Source organism: Bradyrhizobium sp. CCBAU 53421, assembly GCF_015291625.1.
Lineage (GTDB): Bacteria > Pseudomonadota > Alphaproteobacteria > Rhizobiales > Xanthobacteraceae > Bradyrhizobium.
This window is the reverse complement of record NZ_CP030047.1, coordinates 6,648,141-6,660,759: the sequence shown is the minus strand read 5'-3', so window position 1 is coordinate 6,660,759 and position 12,619 is coordinate 6,648,141. Positions and strand designations below refer to the sequence as shown.

Annotated in this window: 12 protein-coding genes; 10 read left to right on the top strand and 2 right to left on the bottom strand. The window is 66.1% G+C overall.

Annotated features, from left to right (window positions below; all coding sequences use genetic code 11):
• Positions 1–42 precede the first annotated feature (42 nt).
• Positions 43–984 (bottom strand): IS110 family transposase, encoded by a 942-nt coding sequence (locus XH92_RS31440; protein ID WP_194455593.1) that lies wholly within the window; start codon positions 982–984, stop codon positions 43–45.
• 355 nt (positions 985–1,339) lie between these two features.
• Between XH92_RS31440 and XH92_RS31435 the strand changes: the two genes are divergently transcribed.
• From XH92_RS31435 to XH92_RS31390, 10 genes are all read left to right on the top strand, one after another.
• Positions 1,340–2,014, top strand: coding sequence for a spermidine synthase (locus XH92_RS31435; protein WP_194455592.1), 675 nt, complete (start codon positions 1,340–1,342; stop codon positions 2,012–2,014).
• A 144-nt stretch (positions 2,015–2,158) separates the two neighbouring features.
• On the top strand, positions 2,159–3,022 hold the full coding sequence (locus XH92_RS31430) for a helix-turn-helix domain-containing protein (RefSeq protein WP_194455591.1): 864 nt from the start codon (positions 2,159–2,161) through the stop codon (positions 3,020–3,022).
• A 183-nt stretch (positions 3,023–3,205) separates the two neighbouring features.
• A complete protein-coding gene (locus XH92_RS31425; protein ID WP_194461508.1) occupies positions 3,206–4,324 on the top strand; it encodes a maleylacetate reductase in 1,119 nt (372 codons plus the stop codon).
• Positions 4,325–4,349: 25 nt separating this feature from the next.
• Positions 4,350–5,252, top strand: a complete 903-nt coding sequence (locus XH92_RS31420; protein ID WP_194455590.1) for an intradiol ring-cleavage dioxygenase — start codon at positions 4,350–4,352, stop codon at positions 5,250–5,252.
• Positions 5,253–5,287: 35 nt separating this feature from the next.
• Positions 5,288–7,078 (top strand): FAD-dependent monooxygenase, encoded by a 1,791-nt coding sequence (locus XH92_RS31415; RefSeq protein ID WP_194455589.1) that lies wholly within the window; start codon positions 5,288–5,290, stop codon positions 7,076–7,078.
• 81 nt (positions 7,079–7,159) lie between these two features.
• Positions 7,160–8,485, top strand: coding sequence for an ABC transporter substrate-binding protein (locus XH92_RS31410; RefSeq protein WP_371817841.1), 1,326 nt, complete (start codon positions 7,160–7,162; stop codon positions 8,483–8,485).
• A gap of 77 nt (positions 8,486–8,562) precedes the next feature.
• Entirely contained in the window at positions 8,563–9,276 is a 714-nt protein-coding gene (locus XH92_RS31405) for an ABC transporter ATP-binding protein (RefSeq protein ID WP_194455588.1), read from the top strand.
• Positions 9,273–9,977: an ABC transporter ATP-binding protein gene (locus XH92_RS31400; RefSeq protein WP_194455587.1), complete on the top strand. Its 705-nt coding sequence runs from the start codon at positions 9,273–9,275 to the stop codon at positions 9,975–9,977. The genes XH92_RS31405 and XH92_RS31400 overlap by 4 nt, the downstream gene beginning before the upstream one ends.
• Before the next feature lie 7 nt (positions 9,978–9,984).
• Positions 9,985–10,851: a branched-chain amino acid ABC transporter permease gene (locus XH92_RS31395; RefSeq protein ID WP_194455586.1), complete on the top strand. Its 867-nt coding sequence runs from the start codon at positions 9,985–9,987 to the stop codon at positions 10,849–10,851.
• Positions 10,848–11,942 (top strand): branched-chain amino acid ABC transporter permease, encoded by a 1,095-nt coding sequence (locus XH92_RS31390; protein WP_194455585.1) that lies wholly within the window; start codon positions 10,848–10,850, stop codon positions 11,940–11,942. Before XH92_RS31395 ends, XH92_RS31390 begins: the two co-directional genes overlap by 4 nt.
• 195 nt (positions 11,943–12,137) lie before the next feature.
• Here the strand turns inward: XH92_RS31390 and XH92_RS31385 are convergent, their stop codons facing one another.
• Complete coding sequence (locus XH92_RS31385) at positions 12,138–12,533, bottom strand: nuclear transport factor 2 family protein (protein ID WP_371818097.1); 396 nt, start codon at positions 12,531–12,533, stop codon at positions 12,138–12,140.
• Positions 12,534–12,619: the final 86 nt, after the last annotated feature.

Below are 12,619 nucleotides of genomic sequence, written 5' to 3'. Positions count from 1 at the left end.
GTGATGCATCCCCATCGTCGTCCCGGCGAAAGCCGGCAACTGTTATGTTGGTTTGGTCTGCAGGTACGGCTTTCGGTCTCGCATCATGGCATTGAGGACCGTTAGCAGCTTCCTGGCGACGGCGATGAGGGCGAGTTTGGCTGGTTTTCCGGCCTGTCGCAGTCGTGCATAGAAGGCCTTGAACGGATCAGCTCTGCGAACTGCGTTGAGGGCCGCCATATAGAGGGCGTCACGAACGCGCTTTCGGCCGCCCGCAATCTTGCGCTTGCCGCGGAAGGCGCCGCTGTCGACGTTGAAGGGAGCCAGGCCAGCGAGCGCTGCGAGTTGTTTCGGCCCGACCCGCCCGAGTTCCGGCATCTGCGCGATCAGCTGCATGCAGGCTACCGGACCCACGCCGGGCAGCGAACGCATTAACTTGGCATCGTCCGCGATCTCCGCTTCGGCTTTAATCAATGCACTGATGTCCGCCTCGATCTCGGCGATCTCGCTGTCGAGGACCTCGATGAGGCGGCCAATGCGTTCGGCCATGGCGCGATCGTCGGCCTCGCTGCGCCGGTTCTTCTCCTGGGCGCGCATGAGGACCAGCTGATCCCGCCGTTTTGCAAGCCTCGCCAAAGTGTTGCGTGCAGGATCGGCGACCTGCTCGGGGGCAGGCTGCATGGCCCGCGCAAAGGCCGCCAGCATCCGCGCATCGATCGGATCGGTCTTGGCGAGTAGGCCGCTAGCCCGTGCAAAGTCGCGGGCACGAGCCGGGTTGATCCGTGCGAACTGGATCCCGGCCTGACGCAGCGCCTCGCGAAGCGCGAGGTCATAGATACCCGTCGCCTCGAAGACGACCAGCGCAGCGCATTGCCAACGCGCCACCTGCTGTGTGATGGCCTGTGGCGCGTTGGCAATGCGCCTCGGCACGCCGTCAGCCTCATCAAAGATATCGAGGTGTTTCTTGGAGATGTCGATTCCGACGTAACGAAGAGCTATGATCACGGTGCCTGTCCCTGTGATGCGAGGTCTGTTGGCGCAGCCTCGTGCAACTGTTCAGGTTTGTAGATGGAACGGGCGGGAAACCGAGCCGGCTCACGGCGTCAAGCGCCAAGGACCCAACGGCTTCCCGCCCACCCTCATCATGACAGACTTCCAAGACACAGGGACCCATAACCACCGGGTTGAGTTGTTGAAGCAAGCCGTGGCCCCAGCGGTGCGCAACGATCACTTTCGGGGGTTATGGGTCCCTGCTTTCGCCGGGACGACACTGAGTTTGTTGCGCCATTCGTGAGTCACTATTTCGCATGCTCTGGGCGCTAGCTTCGCCCACCCGGACGCCCATGCTACAAGCCGCCGCATGATTCCCTGGGAAAAGATCGATACCGCGCGCATACCCGGCACCGAAGGCGAGTTGCGTCTGATGCGGCGTGGCCGCGAATTCTCGATCATGCTCGGCACCAACGAGCTGATGAACAGCCGCCTGTCGGGCTCGGAAGAAGCGCTGGCGACGCTCGCGGCGAAGAAGATCGAGAAGGTCGCTCGGCCGCATTTCCTGATCGGCGGCCTCGGCATGGGCTTCACGTTGCGGGCCGCGCTCGCCGTGCTTGGAGGCGAGGCGAAAATCACGGTGGCTGAGCTGGTGCCGGCAGTCGTCGCCTGGGCGAGAGGCCCGATGGCCGAGATCTTCGGCGACAGCCTGAACGATCCGCGCGTCAGCATCCAGGAGGTGGATGTCGCCGAGGTGATCGCGCGCAATCCGCTCGCGTTCGATGCCATCCTCCTCGACGTCGATAACGGCCCCGAAGGTCTGACCCGCAAAGCCAATGACGGGTTGTATGACGCCTCCGGGCTCAAGCTCGCGCACAGCGCATTGCGACATGGCGGCGTGCTTGCCGTCTGGTCGTCCGGTCCGAATGCCAAGTTCCCAAAATCGCTGTCGCGGGCCGGGTTCGCCGTCAATGAAATCGCCGTCCGCGCCACCGGCCGAGGCCGCGGCGTCCGTCACGTGATCTGGATCGCGACCAAGGAATAGAAGGCGGCGCTATTGCGGCGCAGCAAGGCTACCGGGGCTCCTGCGGTTCGATGTATTGAAAATCGAGGGCCGTTGGGTTTCACTCGACGGCACTTGAGCCTCGAGCCCTTGGTCTGTCGGATGCAGGCGACGTCGAATTTTGGGGTGCAGGAGACGCACGGGATCCTGGACCGCTTCCAGGCCGAATTCCGTGGCTCGAGCGAGGGGCTCGGCTGGTCGTCGGCGTTTGCCTCGGTCCAGCGCGAGCGGCCGTTCGACGGGCACTTCCACGCACTGTCGGACAATCTGATGGTGCTGCACCGGGGCGGCCCGGTCGACATCACCTACGTGATGGACGGCAAGTCGGTTGCCCGGCAGATCCCGCGCGGTGGCGTGTTCTTCCTGCCGGCGGGGCACGCCTGCAACGTGGTGCTGCGCGAGGCACTGGAATCCACCCATATCTATCTGCGCTCAGACCTGTTCGCGGGCCGCGACGGGGCGGCGAACCTGATCGGCGGCCTGGCACCGATGCTCGGCGATCAGGATGCCGTGCTGGAGCATCTCGCCGCGGCGATCGGCGATACCATCACCGGCGGGCTGCCGGCCTCGTCGTTGTTCGTCGATCCGATCGCGCAGGCGATCGCCAATCGCTTCGTCGCGATCAATTTCCACAAGCCGAGCGTGGAGGCGGGCAAGCATCCGAACCTGCTCAGCGTCAGGCAGATGGCGCGGATCCGCGAGTTCGTCGACGCCAACCTCGATACCGATATCCGGCTCGACCAGCTGGCCGAGCTGTGCGGCCGCAGCACCGAATATTTCGTGCGCCTGTTCAAGGCGACCAGCGGCATCTCGCCCTATCAATACGTGCTCAACCTGCGCATCGAGCGCGCCAGGGCGCTACTCGCCGACGAGACGCAGAGCTTGGCGGACATTGCGCTCGCCTGCGGTTTCTCCCATCAGGAGCATTTCACCCGCATGTTCCGCCGCTTCACCGGCGTGACGCCGGGGCGATACCGGCGCAGCCATTAGCGCACCGCGATCCGGGACGGGCGAGGGGGCTGCTTCGCCGTATCTCGCCTGACGATTTTTCCGGTTTTGTGCAAATTCTGTCCGGTTTCGTGCAGGCCCGCGAGCGCCGCCTGCCGCTAGCTTTCTCCCAACAAAGCGAAACTTGCCGGTTCGCCGGCTGGGAGAAATGCGATGAGCGTCGCAATGCCCGCCGCAGGTGCATCGACCGCGCCAGTTGCGGCGGCCGGTAGTGCCGGCCAGGGCACCTTTTCCTACTGCTCACAGCAATATCGCGTGGTGTTCGGCACCGGCACCTCGGCGCGGCTCGGCGAGGAGAGCGAGCGCCTTGGCATCAAGCGGGCGCTGGTGCTTACCACCCCTGAGCAGCAGGATCTCGGGCGAACGCTCGGCGCAGGCCTCGGCGACAGGCTCGCGGGGCTGTTTGCCGGCGCACGCATGCATACGCCGGTCGAGGTCACCAACGAGGCGCTTCGCATCGTCGAGTCCCGCGACATCGACGGGCTGGTCGCGATCGGCGGCGGCTCGACGGTCGGGCTCGGCAAGGCGCTGTCGCTGCGCACCGGGCTGCCGCATATCGCTGTCCCGACCACGTATGCCGGCTCGGAGATGACGCCGATCCTTGGCGAAACCTCGAACGGCATCAAGACCACGCAGCATTCCCAGGATCTGGTGCCTGATACCGTCATTTACGACGTCGATCTCACCGTCAGCCTGCCGCCGCACATCTCCGCCGCCAGTGGCCTGAACGCAATCGCCCATGCCGTCGAGGCGCTTTATGCGCCCGAGGCCAATCCGCTGACCTCGCTGATGGCGGAGGAGGGCATCGCCGCGCTAGCCCGCGCGCTGCCGCGCATCATGACGGCGCCGGCCGATATCGGGGCGCGGCGGGATGCGCTCTATGGCGCCTGGCTGTGCGGCGTCTGCCTCGGCGCGGTCGGCATGTCGCTGCACCACAAGCTCTGCCACGTGCTGGGCGGCATGTTCGACCTGCCGCACGCCGAAACCCATGCGATCGTGCTGCCGCATGCCGCCGCCTACAACGCCGCGGCGGCGCCGGAGGCGATGGCTCGCGTCGCACGCGCGCTGCACAGCGCCAATGCTCCGCAGGGCCTGTTTGATCTCGCCCGGCAGCTCGCACTGCCGCGCGCGCTCTCCGACATCGGCATGCCCGAGGACGGCATCGCCCGCGCCGCCGAGATGGCGGTGCGCAACCCCTATGCCAATCCAAGACCGGTCGAACGCGCCCCGATCGATCAACTCATCGCGGCAGCCTGGCGCGGCGATGCGCCCGTGCAGCACTGACATCTCCAAATCAAAGGACGACACGATGGCCAATTTCAACGAGCATGACCTCACCGACGAGGTGATCAGTAGCTTCGCCAATACGCCGAACCAGCGGCTCAAATTCCTCATCGAGGAGACGGTGAAATCGCTGCACGATCTGGTGCGCCGCACTGAGCTCACCTTCGAGGAATGGAATCAGGCGATCGAATTCCTGACCCGCACCGGCCAGACCTGCACGCCGCTGCGCCAGGAGTTCATCCTGCTGTCCGACGTGCTCGGCGTCTCGATGCTGGTCGACGCAGTCAATCACCGCGAGCGCGAGGGCGCCACCGAGACCACGGTGCTCGGCCCGTTCTATGTCGGTGAGCACCGCGTCACGCCGCACGGCGCCAGCATTTCCGAAGGCATCGACGGCGAAGTGATGTTCGTGCAGAGCCGCGTCACTGACCTCGCTGGCAAGCCGCTCGCCGGTGCCGAGATCGATGTCTGGCACGCCGATGACGACGGCTTCTACGATTCGCAGAAGGCGGACTATGCGGCGCACGGTCCATCGCTGCGCGCACGCTTCGTTACCGATGCCGACGGCCGCTTCTCCTTCCGCACCATCCTGCCGTGCAGCTATCCGATCCCGATCGATGGCCCGGTCGGCGATCTCATCACCGCGACGAAACGTCATCCGATGCGGCCCGCGCATGTGCACTTCCTGGTCAAGGCCGAGGGCTACGAGCCGCTGATCACCCACGTCTTCCTCGATGGCGACGAATATCTGCGCAGCGACGTGGTGTTCGGCGTCAAGGACGAGCTGATCGCGCGCGTCGAGCCGAAGCGCGAGCCGAAGCTGCCGAACGGCGAGCCGGTCTCCGGCCAATGGCACCTGATGACCTACGACTTCCAGATGAAGCCGGGCGCAGGCCTGGTGCCGCAGCCGATGATGGCCGCGGAATGACGATCGCAACCAACAAGACGACGGAGGAGACGACCATGACCAGCAAACCTGTTGAGACCGACGTCCTAGTCGTCGGCAGCGGCCCGGCCGGCGCGACGGCGGCGGCGCTGCTCGGCATGTACGGTGTCAAGCACATCCTGGTGACCAAATATGGCTGGCTGGCCGACACGCCGCGCGCCCACATCACCAACCAGCGCGCGATGGAGGTGCTGCGCGATCTCGGCCTCGAGGAGAAGGCCGTCGCGCAGGCCGTGCCGCAGCATTTGATGGCCAACAACGTGTTCTGCGAGAGCCTCGCCGGCGAGGAGTTCGGCCGGCTGTATTCCTGGGGCAATCATCCCTCGCGCAAGGCGGATTACGATCTCGCCAGTCCCGCACGCATCTGCGACCTGCCGCAGAATTTCCTCGAGCCGATCCTGATCGAGGCCGCCGGCCAGCGCGGCACCTCGCTGTGTTTCAACACCGAGTTCGTCGACCTGGTGCAGGATGCCGACGGCGTCACCGCGACGGTGAAGGATCGCCTGTCCGGCGAGACCTACCAGATCCGCGCCAAATATCTGATCGGCGCCGACGGCGGCCGCAGCCGGGTCGCCGAAGTGATCGGGCTGCCGATGGAGGGCCAGATGGGCCGCGCCGGCAGCATGAACATCATCGTGCAGGCTGACTTGAGCAAGTACGTCGCGCACCGGCCGAGCGTGCTTTACTGGGTGCTGCAGCCCGGTGCCGAGATCGGCGGGATCGGCGCCGGCCTGATCCGCATGGTGCGGCCGTGGAACGAATGGCTGATCATCTGGGGCTATGACATCGAGCAGGGCGAGCGGAAGCTCAGCAACGACGAGGCGATCTCGATCGTGCGCAATCTCGTCGGTGACGAGACGCTCGAGGTCAAGGTGCGCTCGACGTCGACCTGGACCGTGAACGAGATGTATGCCGGCCACTATTCGTCCGGCCGCGTGTTCTGCGTCGGCGACGCCGTGCACCGCCATCCGCCGACCAACGGCCTCGGCTCCAACACCTCGATCCAGGATTCCTTCAATCTGTGCTGGAAGCTGAAGCTGGTGCTCGAGGGCCACGCGGCGCCGTCGCTGCTGGAAACCTATTCCGCCGAGCGTCAGCCGGTCGGCAAGCAGATCGTGACCCGCGCCAACAAGAGCATCGGCGACTTTCCGCCGATCTTCGAGGCGGTGGGCCTTGTCGCCTCGACCGATCCTGCGGAAGCGCGCAAGGCGATCGCCGCGCGCAAGGCGCCGACCGCCGAAGGCAAGGCGCGCCGCAAGAAGCTCTATGAGGCCATCGCCAACAAGAGCTACGAGTTCAACTGCCACGGCGTCGAGATGAACCAGCGCTACGGATCGACCGCCGTGGTCTCCGACGGCACGCCGATGCCGGCGTTCACCAGGGATCACGAGCTCTACTATCAGGCCACCACCTGGCCCGGCGCGCATCTGCCGCATGTCTGGGTCGAGCATCAGGGCCAGCGCAAATCGACGCTCGATCTCACCGGCAAGGGCCGCTTCACGCTGCTCACCGGGATCGGCGGCGACGGCTGGAAGACGGCGGCCACTGCGGTCGAGAAGACCTACGGCCTGCCGGTCGACGTCGTGACGATCGGCCCGCAAGGCTGCGACGCGCTCGACATCTATGCCGACTGGTATCGCCAGAGCGAGGTGGACGAGGACGGCTGCGTGCTGGTGCGTCCCGACATGTACGTCGCCTGGCGCGCCAGGGAGGCGGCAGCTGACGCCACCGACGTGCTGCTCGATGTGTTCGGTCAGATCCTCGGCCGCAGCGCGAAGGCACAGACGAAGTCCGTCGCCGCCGCGTGACGCGGCGCGGCGCCGGAGATTTTTCAGACGGGAATGAACGGCAGCCGGCCTGAAAACCGGCTTGCCTCAAGGGAGGGGAAAATGACCAAGGACCATTCGAACGTCATGTCTTTCGATCGTCGCCGCGTGCTGCAAGGTATCGCCGGCGGCTTCGCCGCAGCAGGCACGACGACATTGTTCGCGCCGGCCGTGCGCGCCGCCAACAAGCCGATCAAGATCGGTTATGTCTCGCCCAAGAGTGGCCCGCTCGCGGCCTTTGCCGAAGCCGATGATTTCGTGCTCGGCGAATTCCGAAAGTTCATCAAGGACGGCGTCAAGGTCGGATCGCAGACCTATCCGGTCGAGGTGGTGACCAAGGACAGCCAGTCGAACCCGAACCGCGCCGCCGAGGTCGCCAAGGAGCTGATCACCCGCGATAATGTCAGCCTGATCGTGGTCGGCGCCACGCCCGAGACCAATAATCCGGTGGCGACGCAGTGCGAGCTCGAGCAGGTGCCGTGCATCTCCTCCGTGGCACCGTGGCAGACCAATTTCATCGGCCGGCAGGCCAATCCCGGCGATCCCAAGAGCTGGAAGCCGTTCGACTACACCTTCCATTACTTCTGGGGCCTCGAGGACGTGATCGGCGTCTTCACCAGCATGTGGAGCCAGGTCGCGACCAACAAATCGGTCGGCGCGCTGTTTCCGAACGATGCCGACGGCAACGCCTGGGGCGACACCACGATCGGCTTCCCGCCTGTGATGGCCAAGCACGGTTTCAAGCTCACCGATCCCGGCCGCTTCCAGAATCTCACCGACGATTTCAGCTCGCAGATCGCCGCGTTCCGTGGCGCCGATGCCGAGATCGTCACCGGCGTGATCATCCCGCCCGACTTCACCACGTTCTGGAATCAGGCGCGGCAGAAGGGGCTGAAGCCGAAGGTCGTGTCGGTCGCCAAGGCGTTGCTGTTCCCGGCGTCGGTACAGGCGCTCGGCAAGGGCGGCAACAACATCTCCACCGAGGTGTGGTGGACGCCGACGCATCCCTACAAATCGAGCCTCAGCGGCGTCAGCGCCGCCGATCTCGCCAAGGGATATGAGCAGGCCTCCGGCAAGCAATGGACCCAGCCGATCGGCTTCGTGCATTCGCTGTTCGAGGTCGCGATCGACGCCATCAAGCGCTCGAACGACCCGACCGACGGCGCGGCGCTGGCGAAGGCGATCGGTGCCACCAAGCTCGACACCATCGTGGGCCAGGTCGCATTCGGCTCCAGCGCGGTGCCGCCATTCGCCGCGAAGAACATCGCCAAGACGCCGCTGGTCGGTGGCCAATGGCGGCTCAACGGCGACAGATACGACATGGTGATCACGGACAACAGACTGGCGCCGCAGATCCCGCTCGGCGGCGACATGCAGGCGCTGAGCTAGTCGGCGCTTATCGACACCCGGAGATGCGTGGCATTGCCCCGCATCTCCCCTCCGCCAAAACCATACAGTGGACGACCATGCTCGAACTCCATGCCATCTCGAAAAAGTTCGGCGCCATCGTCGTTGCCGACGCGATCGACCTGAAGCTGTCCTCCGGCGAAGCGCTCGGCGTGATCGGCCCGAATGGCGCCGGCAAGTCGACGCTGTTCAACCTGATCACCGGGCTGCTGCGGCCGGATGCCGGCCGCGTCGTGCTTGATGGCGTCGACATCACGGCTCTGTCGCCCGAGGCGCGCTGCCGTGCCGGCATCGGGCGTTCATTCCAGATCCCGCAGCCGTTCGACCACCTCTCGGTGTTCGAGAACCTTGCGGTCGCGGCCCTGTTCGGCGGCGCCCTCTCGGAGGCGGATGCGGTCCAGCATTGTGGCCGCATGCTTGATCTGACCGGCCTCGAAGCCAAGGCCAACCGGCTCGCCGGCAGCCTGCCGCTGCTCGATCGCAAGCGGCTCGAGCTGGCGCGGGCGCTTGCCACCAGGCCGCGCACGCTGCTGCTCGACGAGATCGCAGGCGGCCTCACCGATGCCGAATGCCACGAACTGGTCGAGACGATCAGAACCATCCATGCCGAAGGTGTCGGCATCATCTGGATCGAGCATGTCGTGCACGCGCTGCTCGCGGTGGTGCAGCGGCTGGTGGTGCTGAACTTCGGCAAGGTGGTCGCGCAGGGCGTGCCCTCAGAGGTGATGCGCTCGCGCGAGGTCGAGACCATCTACATGGGAGTGCCGGCATGACCGCGCTGCTCAATGTCTCCGCGCTCGATGCGTTCTACGGCGACTTCCAGGCGCTGTTCGGCATCGATTTCGAATTGGCGGAGGGCGAGGCGGTCGCGGTGATCGGCGCCAATGGCGCCGGCAAGTCGACCATGCTGAAATCGCTCGCCGGGCTCGTGAAGAACCGCCCCGACGCCATCCGCCTCGGCGGGCGGGCGATCGGGGATGCGTCCGCCGCCAGCATCGTGCGGCTCGGGCTTGCACTGGTCCCCGAGGGCCGCCAGCTGTTTCCCTCGCTCAGCGTCGAGGAGAACCTCCTGATCGGCGCCTATGGCGGCGAACGCACGACGCCGTGGGATCTCGCCACAGTCTACCGGATGTTCCCGGTGTTGAAAGAGCGGCGGCGCGGCGCCGTCACGGCGCTGTCCGGCGGCCAGCAGCAGATGGTCGCGATCGGCCGCGCGCTGATGTCCAACCCACAGGTTTTGCTGTGCGACGAGATCAGCCTCGGCCTCGCGCCGATCGTGGTGGAGGACATCTACCGCATGCTGCCGCAGATCCGCGCCGGCGGCACCGCGGTGGTGCTGGTCGAGCAGGACATCGCCCGCGCGCTGCGCGCCGCCGATCGCTTCTATTGCCTGCAGGAGGGACGGGTGACCTTGAGCGGACGGCCCAAGGACGTGGATCAGGACACGATCCGCGCGGCCTATTTCGGAGCATGAGGGCGCCATGAGCGGATTCGACACCATCATCGAGGGCGTGCTGCTCGGCGGCGTCTATGCGCTGTTCGCGCTTGGCCTGTCGCTGATCTTCGGCATCATGCGCCTCGTTAATCTCGCGCATGGCGATCTGATCCTGCTGGCGGCCTATCTGGTGCTCAGCGCCACCACCGCGCTCGGCCTGCCGCTTGCGGCCGCATCTCTCCTCGTCGTCGTGACGATGTTCGTGCTCGGCTTCGTGCTGCAAAGACTGGTGCTGGAGCGGGTGCTCGGCGACGACATCCTGCCGCCGCTGCTCGTCACCTTCGGCCTTTCGATCGTGATCCAGAACGGGCTGCTGCTCGGTTACGGCGCGGATAGCCGCCGGCTGCAGGCGGGCGCCTTCGAATCCTCGTCGGTGACGCTGGCCCCGGGCCTGAGCGTTGGCCTTGCGCCGCTGATGGCGTTGGTGACGGCGATCGCCGCGGTCGCGCTGCTTCAGCTGATCTTCTACCGCACCTCGCTCGGCCGCGCCTTCCGTGCCACCGCCGACAATCCCGCGATCGCGCAGTTGATGGGCGTCAATGAGCGCAATGTCTATGCCATCGCGGTCGGGCTCTCGCTCGCGGTGTCGGTGATCGCCGCTATCGTGTTCGGCATCCGCGCCAGCTTCGATCCGTCGATCGGCCCGGCGCGGCTGCTCTATGCGTTCGAGGCCGTGATCATCGGCGGCCTCGGCAGCCTGTGGGGAACGCTGGCGGGCGGCATCGTGCTCGGACTTGCGCAGGCGATCGGCGGGCGAATCAATCCGGAGTGGCAGATCCTGGCCGGCCATCTCACCTTCCTGGCCGTGCTGATGGTGCGGCCGCGCGGCCTTTTCCCGGCGAGGCGGACATGAGCGTCGAAAGCATCCGCATCCCGGCAAGCCGAGAGGAGTGCGCGGTGGAAGTGCCGGTGTGGCAAGTTCGGGTCGGCACGCGCCTGTCGCGCGTTGCGGCGGTGGCCGGCATCGCGCTGGTCGTGGTGCTGGCCGCGCTGCCGGCGATCGCATCGCGCAATTTGATCCAGGATCTGATCTCCGTTTTCACCATGCTGACGCTGGCGCAGCTCTGGAACGTGCTGGCCGGCTGGGGCGGGCTGGTGTCGGTCGGGCAGCAAGCTTTCGTCGGGCTCGGTGCCTATGCGCTGTTCGCGGGCATCGTGATGGCGGGGCTCGATCCCGTTGCGGCGATCCCGCTGGCCGGGCTGTTCGCGGCGCTGGTCGCGGCCGTACTCGGGCCGCTGCTGTTCCGCCTGGAAGGCCCTTATTTCGCGATCGGCAGCTGGGTTGCCGCGGAAGCGCTGCGGCTGATCTGCGCCCAGTTCAAGTCGCTCGGCGGCGGCACCGGGATGTCGATCTCGCCCAGCGAACTGTCGCAGATGGTCGGGCTGAAGGCGGTGCAGGGCCTGCTCGGCCTGCGTCCGGCGGCGGCGCGCGACGTGCTGGTCTACTGGCTGGCGCTGCTGCTCGCCGTGCTGGTCACGCTCGGCATCTACGCCTTCATCCGCTCGCGCCATGGCCTCGCGCTGGCGGCCAGCCGCGACAACGCCGCGGCGGCGCGCAGCGTCGGCGTGCGCACCGCGCGGATCCGCCATGTGCTGTGGATCGCGGTCGCCTTCGCCACCGGCATGGTCGGCGCGGTGGTCTATCTGCAGAAGGCGCGCATCTCGCCTGACGCGGCCTTCAGCGTCACCGACTGGACCGCCTACGTGATCTTCATCGTCGTGATCGGTGGTGTGCGCACCATCGAAGGCCCGATGGTCGGGGTGCTGCTGCTGTGGGGGCTCGTCACGTATCTCGCCCAGTATGGCAGCCTGTATCTGGTCGTGCTCGGCGCGCTCGCCATCCTGATCATGCTGTTCATGCCGAGGGGCGTGTGGGGCGCGGCGGCGCGGCGCTGGCAGGTGCAGCTGTTTCCGACCCAGCGCTGGCTCGGCCGCAGCCAGTAGCTCCGGCTGCGTGATCCCACGCCCTTACACCGTCACCCTGAGGAGCCGCGAAGCGGCGTCTCGAAGGGTCGACGGCCACCAGCCGGGCCGTCGATCCTTCGAGACGCGCTTCGCGCTCCTCAGGATGACGGGATTGACGGCGACGCGTCGTCTTTGGATTTCGTCAAAGTGATGTCGGACTTTTGTCTTGGAGCCTCAGAACATCGTGTTGTTGTTGGCGGGATTCTCCGGAACCGGCTGCACCACGTCCCAATGCTCGACGATCTTGCCGTCCTCGAGCTTGAAGATGTCGACGATCGCGTTGCCGCGGGTGCCGGGCTCGCGCACCGCGTGGACGTGCAGGATCACGTAGTCGCCGTCGACGAACGAGCGCTTGATCTCGCTGTGCGAGTTCGGAAACTTCTCGCGCAGGAAGCCGATGAACTTGCGGAAGCCTTCGGGGCCGTCGGCCGCGCCGGGATTGTGCTGCACATAGCGGTTGCCGACATAGGCGAGCGCGGCGTCGGCGTCCTTCTGGTTCAAGCCCTTCTCGTAGAACGCCAGCACCGCCTTGCGGTTGGCTTCCTGCTGCGCTTCGCCGGTGGCGGCCATCGCGGACGAAGATGCGAGCGCGAGGAGGAGAGCGGCGACGGCGCCGGCTGTCCGCGGCCGGAGAAGGGTCTTCATCTGGCGACTCC